At 42.5% G+C, this 21,357-nt stretch carries 23 protein-coding genes and 1 pseudogene; 5 read left to right on the top strand and 19 right to left on the bottom strand.

The genetic code is table 11. The features are described 5' to 3' along the window. Window positions 1–164 precede the first annotated feature (164 nt). From AC1DOK_RS13980 to AC1DOK_RS13970, 3 genes and pseudogenes are all read left to right on the top strand, one after another. Entirely contained in the window at window positions 165–842 is a 678-nt protein-coding gene (locus AC1DOK_RS13980; RefSeq protein WP_477554895.1) for a transposase, read from the top strand. 56 nt (window positions 843–898) lie between these two features. Then, window positions 899–1,537 (top strand): annotated as a pseudogene (locus AC1DOK_RS13975) (IS3 family transposase); the annotation flags it as partial. 46 nt (window positions 1,538–1,583) lie between these two features. Further along, window positions 1,584–1,718, top strand: a complete 135-nt coding sequence (locus AC1DOK_RS13970) for an IS3 family transposase (protein ID WP_477554942.1) — start codon at window positions 1,584–1,586, stop codon at window positions 1,716–1,718. A gap of 107 nt (window positions 1,719–1,825) precedes the next feature. Here AC1DOK_RS13970 and AC1DOK_RS13965 read toward each other — a convergent pair whose 3' ends face one another. The 16 genes from AC1DOK_RS13965 to AC1DOK_RS13890 form a co-directional block, all read right to left on the bottom strand. Further along, window positions 1,826–1,987: a winged helix-turn-helix domain-containing protein gene (locus AC1DOK_RS13965; protein ID WP_477554894.1), complete on the bottom strand. Its 162-nt coding sequence runs from the start codon at window positions 1,985–1,987 to the stop codon at window positions 1,826–1,828. A gap of 124 nt (window positions 1,988–2,111) precedes the next feature. Continuing rightward, a complete protein-coding gene (locus AC1DOK_RS13960) occupies window positions 2,112–2,312 on the bottom strand; it encodes a histidine kinase dimerization/phospho-acceptor domain-containing protein (protein WP_477554893.1) in 201 nt (66 codons plus the stop codon). 87 nt (window positions 2,313–2,399) lie between these two features. After that, on the bottom strand, window positions 2,400–3,593 hold the full coding sequence (locus tag AC1DOK_RS13955; protein ID WP_477554892.1) for an MFS transporter: 1,194 nt from the start codon (window positions 3,591–3,593) through the stop codon (window positions 2,400–2,402). A 19-nt stretch (window positions 3,594–3,612) separates the two neighbouring features. After that, on the bottom strand, window positions 3,613–4,746 hold the full coding sequence (locus AC1DOK_RS13950) for a Gfo/Idh/MocA family protein (RefSeq protein ID WP_477554891.1): 1,134 nt from the start codon (window positions 4,744–4,746) through the stop codon (window positions 3,613–3,615). 62 nt (window positions 4,747–4,808) lie between these two features. Then, on the bottom strand, window positions 4,809–5,699 hold the full coding sequence (locus AC1DOK_RS13945) for a cation diffusion facilitator family transporter (protein WP_477554890.1): 891 nt from the start codon (window positions 5,697–5,699) through the stop codon (window positions 4,809–4,811). A 133-nt stretch (window positions 5,700–5,832) separates the two neighbouring features. Further along, window positions 5,833–6,582 carry an IclR family transcriptional regulator gene (locus tag AC1DOK_RS13940; RefSeq protein WP_477554889.1) on the bottom strand — a complete coding sequence of 250 codons (750 nt, stop codon included), beginning with the start codon at window positions 6,580–6,582 and terminating at the stop codon, window positions 5,833–5,835. Window positions 6,583–7,058: 476 nt separating this feature from the next. Then, on the bottom strand, window positions 7,059–7,649 hold the full coding sequence (gene folE / locus AC1DOK_RS13935) for a GTP cyclohydrolase I FolE (RefSeq protein ID WP_477554888.1): 591 nt from the start codon (window positions 7,647–7,649) through the stop codon (window positions 7,059–7,061). A 48-nt stretch (window positions 7,650–7,697) separates the two neighbouring features. Further along, entirely contained in the window at window positions 7,698–7,907 is a 210-nt protein-coding gene (locus AC1DOK_RS13930) for a YneF family protein (protein ID WP_477554887.1), read from the bottom strand. A gap of 92 nt (window positions 7,908–7,999) precedes the next feature. Continuing rightward, on the bottom strand, window positions 8,000–9,031 hold the full coding sequence (locus AC1DOK_RS13925) for an HD-GYP domain-containing protein (RefSeq protein ID WP_477554886.1): 1,032 nt from the start codon (window positions 9,029–9,031) through the stop codon (window positions 8,000–8,002). 165 nt (window positions 9,032–9,196) lie between these two features. After that, the gene (locus tag AC1DOK_RS13920) at window positions 9,197–9,730 is read right to left on the bottom strand and encodes a methylated-DNA--[protein]-cysteine S-methyltransferase (protein WP_477554885.1); all 534 of its coding nucleotides are present in this window, start codon (window positions 9,728–9,730) and stop codon (window positions 9,197–9,199) included. Then, on the bottom strand, window positions 9,730–10,953 hold the full coding sequence (gene queG, locus AC1DOK_RS13915; RefSeq protein WP_477554884.1) for a tRNA epoxyqueuosine(34) reductase QueG: 1,224 nt from the start codon (window positions 10,951–10,953) through the stop codon (window positions 9,730–9,732). Before queG ends, AC1DOK_RS13920 begins: the two co-directional genes overlap by 1 nt. 4 nt (window positions 10,954–10,957) lie before the next feature. Then, window positions 10,958–11,512, bottom strand: coding sequence for a DUF402 domain-containing protein (locus AC1DOK_RS13910; RefSeq protein ID WP_477554883.1), 555 nt, complete (start codon window positions 11,510–11,512; stop codon window positions 10,958–10,960). Window positions 11,513–11,744: 232 nt separating this feature from the next. Further along, window positions 11,745–12,176 (bottom strand): GNAT family N-acetyltransferase, encoded by a 432-nt coding sequence (locus AC1DOK_RS13905; protein ID WP_477554882.1) that lies wholly within the window; start codon window positions 12,174–12,176, stop codon window positions 11,745–11,747. A gap of 1,093 nt (window positions 12,177–13,269) precedes the next feature. Then, the gene (locus AC1DOK_RS13900; RefSeq protein WP_477554881.1) at window positions 13,270–14,571 is read right to left on the bottom strand and encodes a 6-phospho-beta-glucosidase; all 1,302 of its coding nucleotides are present in this window, start codon (window positions 14,569–14,571) and stop codon (window positions 13,270–13,272) included. A gap of 27 nt (window positions 14,572–14,598) precedes the next feature. After that, window positions 14,599–15,573 carry an N-acetylglucosamine kinase gene (locus tag AC1DOK_RS13895; RefSeq protein ID WP_477554880.1) on the bottom strand — a complete coding sequence of 325 codons (975 nt, stop codon included), beginning with the start codon at window positions 15,571–15,573 and terminating at the stop codon, window positions 14,599–14,601. A 2-nt stretch (window positions 15,574–15,575) separates the two neighbouring features. Further along, window positions 15,576–16,601 (bottom strand): LacI family DNA-binding transcriptional regulator, encoded by a 1,026-nt coding sequence (locus tag AC1DOK_RS13890; protein ID WP_477554941.1) that lies wholly within the window; start codon window positions 16,599–16,601, stop codon window positions 15,576–15,578. Between the two features lie 436 nt (window positions 16,602–17,037). Between AC1DOK_RS13890 and AC1DOK_RS13885 the strand changes: the two genes are divergently transcribed. Next, window positions 17,038–17,646 carry a superoxide dismutase gene (locus AC1DOK_RS13885; protein WP_477554879.1) on the top strand — a complete coding sequence of 203 codons (609 nt, stop codon included), beginning with the start codon at window positions 17,038–17,040 and terminating at the stop codon, window positions 17,644–17,646. A gap of 72 nt (window positions 17,647–17,718) precedes the next feature. Here the strand turns inward: AC1DOK_RS13885 and mutY are convergent, their stop codons facing one another. Next, window positions 17,719–18,888, bottom strand: a complete 1,170-nt coding sequence (gene mutY / locus AC1DOK_RS13880; protein ID WP_477554878.1) for an A/G-specific adenine glycosylase — start codon at window positions 18,886–18,888, stop codon at window positions 17,719–17,721. Window positions 18,889–18,965: 77 nt separating this feature from the next. Beyond that, entirely contained in the window at window positions 18,966–19,361 is a 396-nt protein-coding gene (gene acpS / locus AC1DOK_RS13875) for a holo-ACP synthase (protein ID WP_477554877.1), read from the bottom strand. Window positions 19,362–19,602: 241 nt separating this feature from the next. On the opposite strand from acpS, the gene AC1DOK_RS13870 reads away from it, so the two are divergent. After that, entirely contained in the window at window positions 19,603–20,340 is a 738-nt protein-coding gene (locus AC1DOK_RS13870; RefSeq protein WP_477554876.1) for a (S)-benzoin forming benzil reductase, read from the top strand. 74 nt (window positions 20,341–20,414) lie between these two features. On the opposite strand, the gene AC1DOK_RS13865 is transcribed toward AC1DOK_RS13870, so the two are convergent. Further along, window positions 20,415–21,287, bottom strand: a complete 873-nt coding sequence (locus tag AC1DOK_RS13865; RefSeq protein ID WP_477554875.1) for a helix-turn-helix transcriptional regulator — start codon at window positions 21,285–21,287, stop codon at window positions 20,415–20,417. Window positions 21,288–21,357 lie beyond the last annotated feature (70 nt).

The following is a 21,357-nucleotide window of genomic DNA, read 5'->3' as shown; positions in this document are numbered from 1 at the left end:
GTCTATAAATGACAGATACGTTTCTTAAGGTGATACTTAGAATTTATGATCTGAAGTTATAAATTCTGTATCACTAGAACGAAGAGGATGTCCATAAGTTGATATGCTCCCCTTACGGTAGACAGGTGAAATAATAAAACCTGTTACTGTAAGGGGAGCTTTTTATGCTTACTAAAAAATATGGTGCGATAGAGAAACTCGCTATCCTTGATGAAATCACAAGTGGTGAAATTGGTGTTAAGGCTGCGGCCAAGAAATACGGTATCACCAAAACGACTTTGGCGAAATGGCGTCGTCGTTACAAGGTGTATGGTTATGAGGGACTGGAGAAACGTACTCACAATCGAAGTTATAGTGCTGAGCTTAAGCTTCAAGCGGTGAAGGATTACATTGAGGGGGGATTATCCCAATATCAGATCATCGATAAATATAAGATTGCAAGTACAACGCAGCTTTCCAACTGGATTATGAAGTATAATCGTCATAGCAGCTTAAAAGCTTATTCAGGGGGAGCGACAGCGATGACGAAGGGACGTTCAACGACTTGGCAGGAACGGATTGATATTGTGCAATATTGTCTTGCTCATCAGCATGACTACTGTAAGACAGTTGATCAGTTTCAGGTCTCCTACCAGCAAGTCTACCAATGGGTGAAGAAGTTTGAAGATGGTGGTCAGGATGCGTTAAAGGATGGTCGGGGGAGAAAGAAAACGCCGGAGGAATTAACAGAGGCCGATCGTCAAAAACTCGAGATGAAGAAGATGGAATATGAAATCGAGCGACTCCGAGCGGAGAATGCGTTTCTAAAAAAGTTACGGGAATTCCAAAGGAGGCGAAGCTAAGCCAATACCGTCAAGAGAGCGTCTATCGTACTATTCAAGCGCTTCAAGAAGAAGCATTGTTCAGCGTTCAGCTTCTGTGTGAAATTGCAGGTATTCCACGTTCAAGCTATTACAAATGGCGAAATCGCAAACCCAGTTCCCGTGAGCAGGAGAATGAAGAACTGACGCATGTCATGATGTCTATTTATGAGAAAGTGGAGTGTACCTTTGGATACCGACAATTAACTCTGCACATGCGCCGCCAAACTGGAAAAACGATAAACCATAAGCGTGTGTCCCGGCTGATGAAGGTAAAGGGAATCCAGTCCGTCATCCGGAGGAAGAAAAAGAGATATGCGAACTCCACTCCACAGCAGGTGGCTGAGAACGTGCTAAGCCGCAAATTCACTGCAGATGCGCCAAATGAAAAGTGGGTTACGGATGTGACTGAATTCAAGTACGGCAATGGCCAAAAAGCGTATTTAAGCGCTATTCTTGACCTTCATGACAAATCTATCGTCTCCTACGTATTAGGGCGTTCCAATAACAATCCCCTTGTGTTCCAGACGTTGAAACTTGCCTTGCAAGAAGCTCCAGGAAGCAAGCCCATGCTTCATAGCGACCGAGGTTACCAATATACCTCCTTGGACTTCAAGAAGCTCTTGGACGACAACGAAATGACTCAGAGTATGTCCCGAGTTGGACGATGCATCGATAACGGTGCCATGGAATCATTCTGGGGAACCCTAAAATGCGAGAAGTATTATTTACACACACCATACCTTCGAAGATCTCGAGAGAGACATACACGCTTACATCCACTTCTACAATTACGAACGATTGCAAGCAAAACTAAACGGCCTTAGTCCATTGGAATTCAGGACCAAAGCCGCTTAATTGATTTTTATTTTTTGTACTGTCTACTTGACGGGGTGCAGTTCAAGTAGAGCAATCTACTTGTGGAACATCCTCTTTTTTGTATGAACCTATTTAGATCGTGTCGCTCAGCCATTAAATTTATACCCGAAACCGCGAACCGTAACAATATGCTTGGGACAGCTTAAATCTCGTTCGATTTTCTTGCGCAGATTGCTGATTTGAACCACAACCGTAGCTTCCCCGCTAAGAGAACCACTCCCCCAGATTTGCTGGCGCAATTCCTCCACACTACACACCCGAAGCTAAGACTACTTGAAAATTGCTTTGTACCAAATAGAGGTTAATAATTTCTCCGGTTGCTTCGTCATCTTCAACGACTAGAATTTTCCCTTCGGTCATTTAATTATCACCTCATTCTTTTGAAATTGGTATTACGAGCTCTAATTCCAATCCATTCTCCTGTAGATCAAATACATATATATCAGTAATCTGTCTCATGTAATTAATAATATCAATATTCTGATAATTAGGAAGAGCTTGTCTTGATTCAAGTATGGAAGTAAGCGGAGTTCGAAGCTCATGCGAAATATTAGATAATAGCAGACGAATCAATCCGCAATAAGAAGCACACGCATATAATGAAAAGCTTCAACACTCTCATCTTATCTTCTCTTAACTGTTCGATCTATAATACTCACTCTATAACGCTGATTTCTGTAACGAAGTTTGACGCATACTGCGCCATAATAAATAGAAGCCAATTGCACCAGCTAATGACAAGATCATGCCAAATAGGTACATCTGCTGCGCACCAAGCTTTTCAAAAATAATCCCGCCAAAAATACCTGCAAAAAACCCTGATAATCCGCCCCAAGTTAGAGCAAAGGCTGCTTGCCCTGTTGCTCGATACTCACGAGGTACCATGAGCGCAGTTAACTGCGTACCTACATAGAAATAGACCCCGAAGGTAAAGGCATGCATACACTGAATCAATAGGATATCAATCGGGCTCTGTGCCAACGACATAAGTAACCATCGTACACTGAATAGAAGACTGACAAGAAGAAGAACGACCACCATCGTCCCTTGTGTTTTGCGCAAGAATCGGTCAAGCAATAAGAATACGGGAACTTCCAAGATCGATGCGCAGAAAATGGCCCAACCAACGAATCCCTCGCTCCCCCCCATCGACGTGATATAGATCCCATTGAATGTCGAATTCATGGAGTTAGGAACTGAAACAAGCACACCTAACAAGGCAAAAGACACAAAGATTTTATTTTTAAATATTTGACGATAGCCGTTATTCGAGAATTTGCCTTTACTCTCACCGCGTGGCAAAGCCACCGTAAATGCAAGAGTTATCAATATTGCGATAGAGAAAGGAATCCATAAGCGTTCAATTCCTATATGAGTAAGTAGAGGTCCTATACTTACTGCAGTAATTGACCAACCAATAGATGACCATAAACGGATTGCACCGAACTGAACCTTTGTCCCTTCTATTAAATTCAGAATCAAGCTGTTGCTTTGCGAAAATATAGGCGTCTGAAAAAAATAAAAGGCGAGCATGACGATATAGATGACGAAATAGTTATGTACCTGAAAAACAAGTAATGCAATCAGCAAATTAAAAATCAACATAATAATTAACGTACGCTTAATATTCTGTAATCGGTCACTCCAGTAACCCCAGAACGGATTCGCAAACACCGAAATCATAGGGCCACCCGCAAGCAGGAAACCAATTGCTATCGTACTAACCCCGATTTGCTGAAGATACAAGGGAAAGAACGTATTAAATGTGGCCATCGCACCATAAATAACGAAATTAAAGATTTTTAATATAACAAATGATCTCCCAGATATAGTGGGGGCAGTCATGTTAGTCATTCCTCTCTGATTGAAACCTCTACATAGAAATCGATACAGATTGCGATTGCTCGATCACTTCTTCGGCCGCAATTTCACGTCCAAGCTGGCTAGACATATAAATACCCTCACTAATTAACATCGTTTGAAGAGCAAGCTGCGCAGTCGGTAATAACGGTACACGGCCTTGCAAGGCTGCGACCAAATGTCTCTGTGAGGATTGATAAGCATCGTGGTTCGGGTTCATTCTTTCCCTGCGAATCCTCATTCGATCAAGATCGAATGTGCTGTCCATGTCTACGTCACATACCGTGCTATGGAAACTAAATGGCGTTTTGTTCTGTTCGCTAATGGTCATCGGTAATCTGATACCACCTTCGGAACCAATAATACAGCTACCTTCCATGCCTCCAAGATGAATCGCCCAAGCTTCCATGATATCAAGTGTAATACCCCCTTCGAACTTAACGAAGCCGAGTCCCAATTCCTCTACATCGAAGCCACTTTGCTTGCGGCGCTCTTTATCTATATCCATTTCCTGATATGTTTGACCAGAAATACGCAGTGGTGTTGGTAACCCTAGCAAATATAAGATTTGTGAAATGTGATAGACGCCCATATCATATAATGCTCCGCCACCAGCAGTTTGCTTGTGTGTAAAGAAGGCTGTTCCATAGCCATCTACATAAGGTCGGTTTCGGCGACGAAATCCATTCGAACGAGCATGATATAACTTACCTAGCTTACCTCCATCTATCAAATCTTTGGCGATAAGTGTTTCTGCACTATAGAGAGTCGCAAGCTGAATATGCAGCATCAAGCCTGTTTCTTCTGCCGCAGCGAGCATTGCTCTACCATCGCGATACGAACCAGCAATCGGCTTTTCACAATAAACGTGCTTGCCTGCGTGCAATGCCGCTATTGTCACAGGTGCGTGGAAGTTGTTATGCAAACTCACATCAACCGCATCTAAATCATCACGCAGAAGTAATTCTCTGAAATCTGTATATACATGACGTATGCCATGCTTTTCTGCAGCTTTACGCGCTTCAGCTTCATTAATATCACATATGGCAACTACTTCTACACCTGGTATAAGTGCATATTCCTCTAAATGAATTTTGCCGATCATTCCGACTCCGATTAGTCCGATTCTTACTACTTTCACATGCATTCCCTCCATAGTCCGAATTCATTTACATTAATATACCATGTCAAGATAGCGCATGGGCAGCTTTATTCAGGATACCAAGGATTCAAATGAATGAGTACTTCATCCACATTCGGATAGGCTGTGATAATACTCGTTTTCAGCTGTCTGATAATATCATGACCCTCTTGTACAGTTAATGAACCAATCACACTAATTCTCAAATCAATAAGCACATAATGGCCATGTTCACGTGCTCGAAGCCTATCAATCCGCTTCACATCTGGATTCGAATAGATCACATTCATGAATCCGGCAATTTGCTCAATCGGTAATATTCTGTCCATCAAAATATCAAACGACTCTTTCCCCATCTCCCAAGCTAGCTTTAACACTAGGAAAGATACAATTAAGCCCGCAATAGGGTCACCATACAGGAGTAAAGGTATTTCCAGCCATTGACCAATGAGTACTAAGCCAATCCCCACAGACGCCGCAATTGAAGCATAGACATCCGCTAGATGATCATAAGCAGTCGCAATGAGCCCTCTGGAATTCATTTGTCGTCCAACACGCATCGTATAGACGTATAGAATTTGCTTAATAAGCAAAGAGACTAAAGCTGCTATTAAAGCGATTATATGTGAACTAGAAGGAGGACCAAACAATGCTGTTACCGCGTGATAACCCATATAGATTGAAGCAAATCCAAGAATGATGGCCACGATAAACGCACCTAATACCTCTGCCTTACCATGTCCATAGGGATGATCCTCGTCAGCAGGCTTGTTGGACACACGCATAGAGCTGTAGGCAGCCCCTACCGCAATCACATCTCCCGCGTTATGTATACCATCGGCAATAAGCACTTGCGAATGAAACAGCATTCCAACGACAAGTTTAATAATCGTGAGTACCACATTAGCAATTAAACTGATCCATACGGCAATCATGGTTTGGTTACGTGTAGCAGCCATAGTCATCACTCCTCAAGGACTCATATTTCCCTGAATAGGCTCTCTGAATACACAATAGGCGATGGACTATTTAACGAACCGCTTATTCTTGCAGTTCTAGTCATCGCCTATCTGTAGGAGTCAATATGTCAGGTCATCTTAATGCTGCAATCGTACCCATGCGGCGAGCAGCTTCACTTATGGTGGAAACATACACCATCATCATTTCCTGTGTCAGGCGATTCGCTGGGCCTGACACTGCCAGCGCAGCGACGAGTCTACCGCTGCGATCAATTACAGGCACGGCGATCGCCGCTGCGCCGGGCTCACGCTCTTCCACGGACGTGGCGTAGCCAATCGTCCGTATGTCCCGCAGATGCTGCGAATAGGACTGGCGGTCGAAGCCATTCGACCGCTCTGCTTCATGCAGCACCTGCTCCTGCACCGCCTCGTCGTCGTAGGCGGTCAGCACTTTGCTCGATGCCCCCACGTAGAGGGGCATTCTTGCCCCTACCGGCGCGACTCGCCGGATCGCTTGGTTACTCTGCACCGCTTGGATCCGCACGCGCTCCATCCCGTCTCGTACATACAAGGAGACCGTCTCACCAACCAAGTCGCGCAGCCGTTCCATTTCGGGCAGCAGCATAACTCCTAAATCATCACTATGAGATAAATGAACAGACAGCTCCCATAAGCTAAAGCCTAATCCATACTTCTCAGTAGCACTGTCACGTTGTACGAATCCCTTGCCTTCTAACGAGGCAAGGAGCCGATGAACCGTACTCTTGTGCAAATTGACCTTGCTGGCTATTTCCGTTAAACTCAGCTCGCTAGCATCCGTAAAACAAAGCAAAATATCTAGAGCACGCTCAACCGCACGCACCGTTAATTTTCCATCTTCCATCTATATCACCTTCATAATTGTTTCACCATATGAAACATAGTTTCTTATAGTATAACTGATGTACGAAACAATCGTAAAGATACTCGATTACTTTCTTCTCGATCTTCTAGTCTATTCCTAGAATAACATCCATTATTACCATCCAAAACTCGATGATGTACTACAGGGATGTTTCTCCTAACCCGATTAAAGTACTTCAAAGATGCATCTCCTCAATTTTAATCGATTAAAGTACTTCAAGGATGCATCTCCTTCCGGTTGCTGTTGAAATCGTGAAATAGGATTAGGTAATATATTGCAAGGTAATTTCACGATTTCAAAGGCAAACGCTATCGCTCCTACAGGAGATACATTCCTCTCAATTTTAATCGATTAAAGGGATTATACGCGTCGTACTTACAGCACAAATCAAAAAATGGTGGTACAGGAATAACTCCCTGAACCACCACTAATTCATGATAACTATGATTTTCAAGCTATTCTTTAATCAAGGATAGAAATTCTGCTCGTAACGCTGGGTCCTTGCGGAATCCGCCACGCACAGCAGATGTAATTGTCTTACTTCCTGGCTTCTTGACGCCGCGGGCACACATACAAAGATGTTCACCTTCTACGACAACCATAACACCAATTGGTTTCAATACATCCTCAAGTATGTCCGCTATCTGAGAAGTAATCCGCTCCTGAACTTGTAACTTACGCGTTACCGCTTCAACTAAGCGAGCGAATTTACTGAGTCCAGCAATTGTTCCATCAGGTAAGTAACCAATATGAATTTTGCCAAAGAAGGGTGCCATGTGATGCTCACATTGACTGTAATATACGATATCCTTCACAATGACTAACTCATGATGATTCTCATCGAACATGACGCCTAATACTTCCCTAAAGTCAGCATCGTAACCTGCAAATATTTCCTCATACATACGGGTAACACGAGCTGGTGTATCGATTAAGCCTTCACGATCAACATCCTCACCAATTAAACGCAATATTTCCTTAATATGACCTTCGATTGCAGCGCGATTCGCATCTACAAGCTTATTCTTATACTCATTGGCCGGCATGCTAGTCTTCCCCTCCCCGCCACAATGGTTGCTCCCACAAGCCTTTGCTTATTTGAATTTTTGCTTTTTCATCATATTTTGGACTTTACTCATCTGTTGTTTATTCATGTTATAACCCATTTGCTTGGCCATTTTTTGAAGCATTTCAGGATCACTCTGCATCTTCTCTAATTGCTTACGAAGGTAGAATACCCCTACGATGAAACCTATTACTAGTCCCACCACTAATCCAATAATTAACCATAACCACCATGCCATCAAGCTTTCCTCCTAAAATTAAACTCAATTTCTTATGTAATGCTATCATAGCATGCAATTGACAAGCTCACAAACGCCAAATATGCGAATTATTAGCTGAGTACGGTTTCAATAAATACGGTTGTTTGTTTAGCTAAATCCATTTCTTTGACATTGAAATCACGTTCACTCTCTTGCTTAATAATCCGAACAATAGGGCGCCCTGGTAATCCGCGATGCTGACCAACTACTACACCTGTCTCTTTTGTAGACAATCGAACGGAAGCACCTGTCGCATAGACAGACACCATTTTTAGGAATTGGATCAGTGTCTCGCGATCTAGCTCTTTACCAGACATAGACATCATTTTCTCACAGGCATCATGAGGCAGCATTTTAGTACCTTCAGTTATGTCAAACAGTAAATTATCATAGGTATTTGCTATCGCGACAATTTTGGCATATATATGAATCTGGTCATCCATTAATTGCCGCGGAACCCCAGTACCGTCCAAATGCTCATGATGCTGAAAAGCGATATGTGCAATTAATAAAGAATATTCACGCTTTTGTTTAAGTAATTCGAATCCGCGCCAAGTGTGATGCTGCTTGGGATCAGATGCTTGATCGTCAGTAAGTAACTCCATTTTGCCGATATCATGTAATAAGGCTCCTATGGCAAGCTCCTTCAGCTGTATTTGGTTCATTCCCATTGACAAGCCTGTTAGGACTGACATCATACACACGTTAATCGCGTGCAAATACATATCATTATCCTTCGTTCGAATATCCGTAAGCTGTACAAGAACGTCTTGGTTCCTCATCACATCTTCGAGTAATTTATCAATTGATGTTGAGATGCTCTTAGGATTAAAATCCTTACCGGATCGAATCGTTTGGAACAATCCATCCATTTGGCGCATAACCGCCAGCTTCGTTTCCTCGGATAAGACATCTTCAATAACTACATCGTTAAAGTCAGGATCTTGGATATACAGCATTGTTACACCGATCCGTCTAAGAGTCGTAATCATATATACTGTCAGCTGCACACCTTGAGATAACAGAATAACACCATTGCTGTTAAAAATCGTTTTCCCCAAAAATTGCCCCGACTCCACCGTGTCCAAATGAACGTATTTCATGTTAATCTCCCTAAACCCCCTAGCCTTGCAGCAAGTTGGATTCTTAAAATTAGAATTTCCGATCAAATGAATCTAGCGTAAAATTTCACATTCGATTCATTCAGATCGGATTATTTCAAAATAGATAGATTAGTACAAATTTAGTTTAGATTAGCTAAGTTAAGATCACTTTTCTAATTGCAGTAAGACCTGCTTGATATCGAGCCCTCCACCATAACCAACGAGTTGTCCATTCGCTCCTATAACCCGATGACAAGGAACAATGATCGAAACCGGATTTCGATTATTCGCTCCTCCAACCGCGCGTACTGCCTTAGGTGAACCAATAGCTCCAGCAACATCTTTATAAGATGCTGTTTGACCGAACGGGATATTTTGAAGCGCTTGCCATACACGTAGCTGAAACGGAGTACCTCGTAGATCAAGCGGTAACTCAAACTCTTTACGCTCGTTTGCAAAAAATTGCTTAAGCTGAAGCTTAGCCTCTATGGAAAGAGCATCATCATCATGTTTCAAGTTACAATTAGGATACCATCGATCTGTCCAATTCGTTAAGTACCCCTCATTATCTTCCCACTTCCCGAACACAACCGAGCATACCCCAAGGTCAGAAGTTCCAAGCGTTAAAGGTCCAATAGGAGAATCCATTTCAGTATAAACTAATGTTGTCACATCGGCTCTGCCTACTGTTTGATTCATCATTCATCTACACCTTCCTTGGGTTGTTGTTCGGATAGAGCCGCGCCTAGAGCCGCGCGATCAGCAGTAATTCGGTCACGAGCACGCTCAAGCGACTCTAGCACGATATTCTCCTGTTCACGTATGAGAGCCACTTCTATAGCGATAAGCGCATCATCGTCTCCAATTTTACCTAGCGCCCACGCAGCTGTTGCACGAATTTCGGGACGTTCATCATCCCGAAGCAGCTTAGATAAGACTGGTACAGCCGAACGGTCTTTGAAATTACCAAGGCCGATGATCGCATTGCGCTGAATCGGCTTCTTTCCGCGCCATGAGGATGAGTTGTTCCCATATACCTGCTTATATTCACGATTGCTCATGGAGAGAAGCGGAACAAGCAGCGGCTTAACCAGCTCAGGATCAGGCTGCAGCTCCTCTTGATGCGTCCAGTGCTTCCCCCTATTATAGGGGCACACGCTTTGACAGGTGTCACAACCATAAAGACGATTGCCGATCTTCTTCATCAGCTCATCCTCTACAGTTCCCTTCGTCTGTGTAACGAAGGAAATACAGCGCGATGCGTTAAGCACTCCCGGACCTGCAAATGCACCTGTTGGACAAGCATCGAGACACTTCGTGCACTCGCCGCATTGATTAAGTGCCGGTGTATCAGGTGCAAACGGTATATTCGTAATCATCTCGCCGAGATACACCCATGATCCCCATTCTGGTGTAATCACCGAACAGTTCTTGCCGATAAAGCCGACACCTGCTCGCTCAGCAACTGAGCGATCAACAAGCGCACCCGTATCGACCATATTCTCCACACGCGCGCCGTTAACGCGTTCCTTAATGAACCCTTCAAGTCGCGCTAGTCGCTCACGAAGCACATGATGATAATCCGTCCCCCAAGCCGTTCGAGATAACAATCCCCGATATGCACCAGGCTCTGAACGAGGCGGGTTAACAAGCTTCGTTGGATAAGCAACAGCAATGGAAATAATGGATCTTGGCTCCTTGAACAGGAGCTCTGGATTTACTCTTTTATCAATATCAGGCTCTTCAAATCCCGACAAATATCCTTTATCACGACGATCTATTAGTACATTCTTCAAATCAGTAAATGGATCCGCAGTCGTAAAGCCAATCGAGTCAATGCCTAGACGAGGTGCCTCAGAGACAATCTCTTGCTTGAGTCTGTCCCAATCTGCTGAAGTTGCAATGTTGATATCTAATGGCATTTCCTCACCCCTTCTGTAAGCTACTTTCCTTCCACATACTATAGTATTGGAAGATAAGTTTATCTTGAAACGGTGGGGCCTTACGCTCGATTAAGCCTAATAATGAATCAAGTCCTTGCTTTACCTTATCCTGGACGATAGCTGGATAATGATATTCTAGCTTGTGCTGTTCATATTCATCTTGATCTACTACTCTTACTTCTCCATTGGGTAGAACAATGACATCTAGATCGTAATCAATATAAGTCAAAACTCCATCTGTTATATATGCAGGTGAAGCTAGATTACAATAATAGCGAATACCATTCTCTTCGAGTAAAGCAACTATATTGAACCACTGATCTGGAATAAAGAATGAAATCCCAGGGATTCGGCTTATCCATTCCTTACCATCACTTTCTTGAATTCGTGTGTTTGAATTAATGGTTACTACCATGGACGCTTTGGCATGATCTTGATGCAATACAGAACGAGGGAAAATCCAATTCTGCATCCACATGCGATGTAGATGCCCGTCATGCTTAAAGCTCTTAATAACAGCTGTCTCAAAATGTCTCATCATGCCAACCTCCCCGAAGATAATAGTAAACTATAGTAATCCTTTATACCTAAAAATTCTTAAGCACCTCGAAGAAACGGTTGCTCCGTCCTCTTAGGACGGAAGCGTTTCTTAAGGTATTACTAAGAATTTATCAGCAAAGCGATATAAATTCTTTATTACTAAAAAAAGCATATCTTTTCTCTTAATAAATTGATAGAGAAGATATGCCCATTTATGACTTACTAATCATTTAATATGCAACTTTCTTTACGATACTTAACCTTTCAGTGAATCGAAAGAAATCGACCTCTTTATAACCAATCGATTCGTAGAAGGGTATCGCTACTTCATTGTGCGAATCCATGTTAACCATGATCTTATTGACTTTGCGAATTTGAAAACGCTGTTTAAGCGCATCTGTTAATTGTTCACCAATTCCTTGATTACGATATTCATTCAACACAGCTAATCGATAGACATAACCTTTGAAGTTGTCGATCGTACCAATAATGATTCCTATCATTTGGTCTTCTTGCTCGGCAACTAGAATTAAATCCGTATCCCATGATAATTGACGTGCAAATGCCTGTATGGTTGCTTCATAGCAATCAACTGGTAGAGCATCTCTAAGCAAAGTAGCAGCAGGGCCATAATCCGATAACTTAAATGAACGGATGCACATGAAGTTCTCTCCCATTTATAAAGAATAACGATTCCTGCTGATATTGTACGATAAAACACGAAAATCGTCAAAAAAACTATGTTTATCTCGTGAAAGCGCTTTAATTTAAGCGTTTTCACGATTTTTCTCACAAAACCGCAACTCTCTATCGATGAGGTTGCGGTTTACGTATATGACTTGGATCAATAAATTGTAACAGAAAGTATTATTTTTTAATAGATTTCTATGATTTTGCATCCAATTACTCTTGCCTAGACTGTAGCCTATAACGGGATAATATATTCGGATATATTTGGATACTATATCCGGATAATGGATTTGGATACTATAGCTGCTACTATATTTAGATACTATACCTGGATATACTTAGCTATATATAGAAATAACTGGTAATACACTATGACTTGCTGCAACGCTTTGACTTTTAACCTTCCTAACTACCTAGCTACCTAGCTACCTAGCTACCTACAATAACTATACTCGCTCCTACTTCAGATTTTTACACGAGTGCCTATAGGTGAATTTTTACTGATGTGCAATGTGTTAGCTGGATTTTCTCCCTCTATTCTCGTAAGTACAATGCGTTAGATTAGAATAGCAGGAATTCCTCCATCTATTTCAATAGATTCTGTTGCTTAGATTGAAATAATCTTATAATAACAGGAGGTTTTCCTGTTATTTGTATAATAATCATAATTATCCTATTATTAACAGGAAGTTTTCCCGTTATTTAAGTATTTATTGTTATGACGTTCGATTTTTGTTGTTTGGGGTTTGGGATTTGTTGTTCGGGGTTCGGGGTTCGGGTTTCGGGTTCGGGTTCGGGTTCGGGTTCGGGTTCGGGTTCAGGGTTTGGTGCCGTTCTAACAATCCCCCACCTTAGCTACTGGGCCTGAGTTACTAGGCTACTGAGCTACTGAGCGACTGATCTCCCCTTGCATCTTATTCCTGATAGCCGAGGCTAAAAAAGTATTTGGTTTATTTGCATAACAAAAGGAGCATGACCCTTAAATAGAAAACTCCTATTTCTGGGTCAACTCCTTCGTTGTATTGCTTATCATTATTTCATTTACTATATTTACTATTGATTCTATTAACTAAAAAATTGAGGCAAGTAAGGTTTATTCTGTTCTAGCATCTCTTCTAGCATCTTGTCTGCCACATTAACCGAAGGAATAAGTGGATTACATACGAGTGCTTGAAGAGCAAGATTACGATCACCTGTTACAGCTGCATCAATAGCAAGACGTTCATAGGTCTTAACCGCATGAATTAAGCCAGGAATCCCTGCTGGGATATTAGAAATCGATACAGGCATTGGTCCTTGCTTAGATACGATACAGTTCACTTCAATACTTGCATCTGCAGGTAAGAATGGGATGGTATTACCATTTCTCACGTTGAGCGTTTGAATATCGCGTTTATCATTATAGATGGAAACCATCAGATTAACTGCCGCTTCGGAGTAATAAGCTCCACCGCGTTGTTCTAGTTGTTTAGGCTTGACGCTTAGGTTAGGATCCTTGTACAACTCAAACAGTTCATCCTCAACACGCTTAACTATAATAGCGCGAGAACCATCCTTCTTCTGAGCAGCCAACTGGTCTTCGAACATTTCCTTGGTTAAATAGAAATATTTTAGATAATAAGACGGAATCGCTCCAATTGAACGGATCAGATTAGCATTCCAGTCGAGTCCAGGAACGTTCTTAGCTGAGTAGCTTTCTCCGCCATCAAGTAGTTCCTCTAGCTTAGATTCGCCATTAACCGTTACTTTGGTTACCCAGTGTAGATGGTTTAATCCTACGAACTCTGCGTAGATCTTATCAGTTGGCACATCATAAAGCTTAGACAACCATTTATAAACACCGATAGGGGAATTACAAAGCCCAATTGATTTGACATTACTATAACGATTAATTGCCTCGGTAACCATTCCTGCCGGATTCGTAAAGTTAAGCATCCAAGCATCTGGACATAATTCTTCGATATCACGACAGATGCCCAGCAGTACAGGAATCGTGCGAAGTGCTTTCATCATGCCTCCTGGCCCTGTTGTTTCCTGACCGATAACACCATATTTAAGCGGAATTGATTCATCTTGAGCACGAGCTTCTAGTAAGCCAACACGAATTTGTGTGGATACAAAATCAGCACCTGGCAATGCTTCACGACGATCCAAAGTTAATTCAACACGAATTGGAAGTCCTGACTTCTCAACCATTCTTTTAGCCAGATTCCCAACAATTTCAAGTTTATGTTGACCTTGTGGTATATCAACTAGCCATAGCTCTTGAATTGGTAATTGATCAAAGTTATTAATAATTCCCTCAACTAATTCAGGCGTATAAGACGAACCTCCACCGATTACAACTAATTTCAAACTGTTTTTCATGCTTACTCACTCCTCATCATAATTTAGCTATTCCATTTGAAATGTTGAAAGCTTCTCATAAACCTGATCAGTAACAACAGTCCCTGCTCGATCCATTGCCATATAGATAGCACCAACTACTGGTTCCATTCGGAGCTTAACGATTCGATGCAATGGTGCAACCTCTCCCACAACTGAAGCAATTCGATCACTGATCGTATCATCATCACCACGTGTCACGATCGAACCTGCTAATACAATTTCAAACGGGTCTTCTAACAAGTTTAATCGTGTAGCAACTGTACGAGCAGCGATTCCAAGCTCTTCACCTTGTTTAAGCAGAATCGATTTGGCAACTTGATCACCTGCTTGAACCGCAGGGAACAATAATCTTGCAAGATCATTAGGTATTGGACGATATGTATCTAGATAGTTATGGAACATCGTTTCAACTGAATCATAACCTAATGACTCAAGCGTAAGCTGGGTTAACAACGTTTGAGGACCACGCCCCTCCCAGGCCCTGATAACGGATCTGAACACTTCTACCTTCAGATCACCGCCACCACCAAAATCACCATAATCATATCCAAATCCACCAACCTGTAAAACTTCACCTTCTTTGCTAATTCCAACACAGTTAGTTCCAGTTCCACATATCAGACAAATGCCATACGACTGCAAAGTACCAGCTCGCATTCCAATTGCTGCATCTACACAAATAAACCAGTTAGCGAAGCCTAATTCCTTGATCGCCGGACGTAAAATGGCAAAATCAGCTTCACGGTCTGCACCTGCTAAACCGAATACAGCGTAAGTAATATCTTGCTTCTGTAAGCCTGCTGAGCTTAGTGCTTCAGTAACCGATTCCTCAAAACTGAGGAAAGCACGTTCCTTACCCGTTTGATGATTGCCCTGCAGACTTTTGCCTCTTCCAACAATGGTGCCATCATCATCCGTAATAATTACATTTGTCTTCGTTCCACCTGCATCCATACCTAAATAATAAGACAAGTTCTTCACCTCTATTCCTTATGTGATGGAGACGTGGAGTCTCGTACAAGCAGCTTAGGCATAAGCTTAATCAGCTCACGCTTTGCAATTATTTGATCGATACCAGGCGCTGATGAATCCTCAATATCGCTAAGCATCGTCAACAATCGTTTTACAGCTTCCTTACCCATGCTGTCTGTAGGCTGTTGTACCGTGGTTAAGGATGGATGTGTTTTACTTGCAAAATCTTGATCATCATATCCAATGACTGATAGATCTTGCGGCACTTTGAACCCTGCATCCTGATAAGCTTGAATAACGCCCCATGCCAGAAAATCATCCGCTGCTGATATAGCTGTAAGCTCAATCCCTCGCTCAATCCAGTCCTGTGCAATTCGAAACCCATCACGCATATCGAATTGTGCCTTACATGCGATAACAGGTTCTACTTCGTTATCTGCGAGTGCCTGCTCAAAACCTTGCCTACGTTCACGAGCACTTAGCAAATGCTCGGGCCCATATATATATCCAATACGTGTATGCCCTAAATGTAGTAGATGCTGCGCTGCCATATAGCCACCTTGATAGTTATCCACTTGAATCATTGTCGCTTGTGATGCTAAATCATGATTATCGATTAGAACATATGGGATTCCCTTTGCTCTAAGCTCTTTGACATATACAGCTTCATGTGATGAGGAAAGCAAAATCACACCGTCTACTCGATCCCTTTGGAATAAATAGTTGCTTGACTGATCTCCCTTGCCTGTTGACGGCACAATGGATAGAGCGAGGAAATACCCTAAATATTCTAACTCCTCATTCACTTCTCTGACAATACCCTCAAACACGCTATCCTGTAAAGTCGTCAGAATAAGTCCGATCGTACCGGTCTTCCCACGTGCTAAGCTGCGTGCCGCAGAATTCGGAATATAGTTCAGTTCCTTCATCGCTTGCAGCACTTTCTGACGATTATTCTCACGTACACTAGGCGCATTATTGATCACCCTAGATACGGTCACAACCGATAATCCACTACGTTTAGCAACGTCATAGATGCTGACGCTAATGGTTCCTCAGCTCCTTTCCATAATGAAGAGAATTTCTCGACTCATCATGGAGATTATATGTATCATTTTGATCGTTCACACATAAGTTAAAGCGCTTATACTTTCGTCTCAAAAAAAATGGCGTATATATACTCTTATTAAACTCCTAGCACACCCCAAAGTCAACAGACTTTCATTCAATTCAACTTAAATATTTGGAACCAACCAAACTGATAAAACCTCTACCGAGAAGTTTGATTTATCGGATAAAATCAGAGATAATTAAATTTGTAAAACTGAATCAATTTCATAATACCTTTAGCTGCTTCAATCTGGACTATATATAGATCAAAATGCTTCAATTTGTTTATATATAGTTTCAATATAACCATTTAGATCAGTTATGAAATTGATTCAACTACATAAAATTTAGGAGGTTTGGAACATGGCCCATCAATTACCAGCTCTACCTTATCCGAACAACGCATTAGAACCACATATCGATGAAACAACTATGATGATCCACCATGATCGTCACCACAATGCATATGTTACTAACTTGAATGCTGCACTCGAAGGACATGCAGACCTACAAGGCAAATCATTAGAAGAACTTATTTCTAATCTAGACGCTTTGCCAGAAGCTATCCGTACAGCAGTACGCAATAACGGCGGAGGTCACGCGAACCACTCCCTATTCTGGGAAGTTATCGGACCAAATGCTGGTGGCGAACCAACTGGTGCTCTTGCTGAAGCAATTAACAATGAACTTGGCGGATTCGCTAAATTCAAAGAAGATTTCGCTAAAGCAGCAGCAACTCGTTTTGGTTCTGGTTGGGCATGGCTTAGTGCGAAGGATGGCAAATTAGCTGTTTCCTCCACGCCAAACCAAGATTCCCCTATCATGGAAGGTGCTACACCACTTCTTGGATTAGATGTATGGGAGCATGCTTACTACTTGAATTACCAGAACAAACGCCCTGATTACATTGCAGCTTTCTGGAATATCGTGAATTGGGATGAAGTTGGCAAACGTTACGAATCAGCCAAATAAGTCAAGTATAATTGAAAGCGGAACGAGGAAATCCCTCGTTCCGCTTTTTTTATTATAACTTGTCCATGATATTTATTGGCGGAAATACGCATCCATAATTCGGATAAATACATTCGGAAATGCATATTGCTCCAGCTCATCCTGTCCGATCCACCGATAGTGGTAAGGAAGAAGATCAGGCAAGGCTAGCCCGCTTTCCATCTCGCATCGGTACACGTTAAGCAACCAGTGGATGTGCGAGAACACATGGTCTGTGTTCATAAACCAATCCACGGGGCTTACGTGGATATGCTCTTCCTGTGCAAGCGTGCCGCGAAGCCATGCTTGCTCGATCTTAGCTGCTGCTGCATCAGGTGCGACTGCAGCAGCCTTGGCTCTACCAGGTCCGCGCTTAGGTAAAGCGGACCCTTCAGAGATGAGCGCATGTGGCAGCTCCCACATGCGCGCAAGCAGCCCCTCCTGCGGGCGCTGACGAATCAGCAGCTTGCCCGCATGCTCGCCCTGGCCTTCGACCAGGGCGACGAGCCGCCGTTCAGGGCGCGGCGGCTTAGCTTTGGTCTTAACGGGAAGCTCAGCTTCCTTCCCGTTAAGACGCGCCGCGCAGTGCTCCATGACGGGACACGTCAGACATTGCGGCGAACGCGGCGTACACACCAAAGCGCCAAGCTCCATGAGCGCTTGGTTGAAATCACCCGCAGCTCCTTGCGGGATTAGCTCTTGTGCGAGCTTCTCCATCTTGGGGCGAGTCGCAGGCTTAGCAATATCATCTTCTATGCAGAAATATCTGGAGAGCACTCGCATGACGTTACCGTCTACTGCTGGCTCTGGTTTATTATAGGCAATACTAAGCACCGCTCCTGCTGTATAAGGGCCAACGCCTTTAAGTGAAGAAATTTCTTCCTTAACGTCTGGCACGATACCCCCATAGCTTTCATGCACTTCTCTTACAGCAGATTGTAAGTTGCGTGCACGCGAATAATAGCCTAACCCTTCCCATGCCTTAAGAACCTCTTCCTCAGGTGCTTCCGCTAATGCCTTAACGGTTGGGAACTTGTCCAAGAAACGATGCCAATAAGGTATCACCGTATCTACACGTGTCTGCTGAAGCATCACTTCAGATACCCATATTCGGTAAGGGTCTTTATTTTGGCGCCAAGGTAGATCTCTTTTATACGTACGATACCATTCAAGTAGATGCTTGGAGAAAAACTGTTTTTGTCTTGCTAATTCATTGTCTGTCATGAGTTTCCTTTCCTTCTATAACCATTCAAATTAAAATTATTTATAATGTTACTTCACTTTACTGTGCTTTGCTGCTCTTAATCCTGTACTGCCTCTTCAACAATCACATAAGCAGCTGCTAAACTACTCGTATGTGTAATGCTTAGATGGATACGAATAGAAGAAGCTAGCCTGAGCCGCTTAAGCGATTGATCCGTCACTCGACAGATAGGTTTGCCGGATAATTCATAGGTGATTTCAATATCCTGTAAAGAGAGGCTACTTCCAATGCCACAGCCTAGGGCTTTGGCAACCGCTTCTTTGGCAGTAAAGCGACCTGCAATAAATTCGGTCAGTCTGCCTTGCCGTTCATGTGCTTGTTCCTGCTCTGTTTCAGTTAATAAACGCTGCATAAACCGATCAGCCGACGGACCTGTCATGATACGCTCTATCCGTTCAATTTCTAATAAATCCGTACCTATACCTATGATCATAAACTGAAGTCCGCCTCCTTACAGCACCTTACAATATAAACATTATCATTACGTAAAACGGATGAAAGATCAAGTAAAGCCCATGTGAGCACCACTAATTCTATCCTATATTGAAGTTATTGGAAATTATCAATAGTCATGATACAATGGATATACGTACATTTGTACGCATACATACATATAAAGATAAGCTTGCTTTATTGCATGATTCCTGTTTCAAACAAAAGGGGAAAAGAAAACTATGAAGTGTTTTATCATTACCGGTACATCTCGAGGACTTGGTGAAGCCATAGTCAGACAATTGTTTAAACCGGAACATATGCTTATTTGCATATCTAGACACAAGAACACCAAGCTAATTGCAGAAGCACAAGAAGCAGGGGTCAAGCTGGAATATGTTGAATTCGACCTATCTGTTACAGAGCATATCGATGCCCTGTCTGCACGTATATTGAATAGGATCCAAAAAGGTGAGTTAACAGGTGCCTACCTCATCAATAACGCAGGAACTGTTCAGCCCATCGAACCTGCACATAAATCGAATGGAGAAGTAATCGACATGAGCATGAAGATTAATGCTATTGCTCCGATTATTCTTTCCGCTAATTTCATGAAATGGTCCCAGCACTTAGCAATTGATAAACGAATTTTGAACATCTCATCTGGAGCAGGACGCAATGCCTATTACGGCTGGAGTACTTATTGTGCTGCCAAAGCTGCGGTTGATCATTTTACCCGCTGCGTTGCCTTGGAACAGCTCGAGACGGAGAATAGAGTTCGAATTGTTTCGATCCGTCCAGGTGTTATAGATACCGATATGCAGCAGCAAATTCGCTCAACAACTGCCGATGATTTCAAGGATGTAGACAAGTTTATTCAATTAAAAGAATCTGGTGAGCTATTATCACCTGAAACCGCTGCAGAGCGTTTACTTACTCAACTGTTCAGTGAATCATACGGCGAAGAGCCTGTTATATAGAAATAATCCCTACCAGGACCCTTTCTCAAGTCAGAGCAAATCTGACTTGAGAGAGGGTCCCTTTAACATTTAATCTAATCAGGATCACCATCCGTGTTCTGCGACTCCATCAATTTAATCAACTTCACTTCTGTCGCGGAATCTGGTGCGGGTGTATACACACTACATCGTAAATCAGCATTCCCTTGAACCTGCAAGGACGTTAAATGGTAAAGCATCTTCCCAGCTTTGGAATGCCTGAATTCAATCTCAACCTCTGGAGCAGAGCTTACCTGACTCTGATTCCACAAATCCGTAAAAGCAGGATGAGCCTCTTTCATCTCCCCTATAAATTGATCATACCAAGGGTCGTCCAGATATTGCCCATAATAAGCACGGAAAATCGATAGAAATCCTTTTACAAAATGCTCCCAATTAACAGCCAAGCTCCGAAATTCTTTTCTCGTAAACAACAACCGAATCATATTCCGCTGTTCTACTGGTATTTGATGAAAGTCCATAAAAACATGAGCAGCCGCTTGATTAAAACCGACGATCTGACATCTTCGGTCCGAAATAATCGTAGGACAATATCGCAGTTCTTGTAATATTCGTTGTAGAGGAGGACTGATCTGTAACTGTTCTTCATGAATGAAATTTGCACTTGCTCCTGCCCCTGCCCCTCCTTCAAGCGCCAAAGCATACAGATGTTTTCGTTCATCTATGGTCAATTGCAAGGCTTTTGCCACGCAATCTAGAACAGAAGCCGACACCTTGATATCTCTTCCTTGTTCAAGCCAAGTGTACCAAGTGGTACTAACACCAGCTAGTTGCGCAACCTCTTCTCTTCTAAGACCTGGCGTCCGCCTGCGATTTCCTACAGGTAAACCAACCGACTGTGGCATAACTTTAGCACGCTGTGTTTTCAAAAACTCCGATAATACCTGAAGTCTCGATTGATGATTCATCCTCATTCCACCTTTGCCTAACAACTACTATGGTACTCATTATACTAGGATAAACAACAACTTGTAATAT

Source organism: Paenibacillus sp. P5_B5, from assembly GCF_056400365.1.
This window is presented reverse-complemented; position numbering and strand designations above follow the sequence as displayed.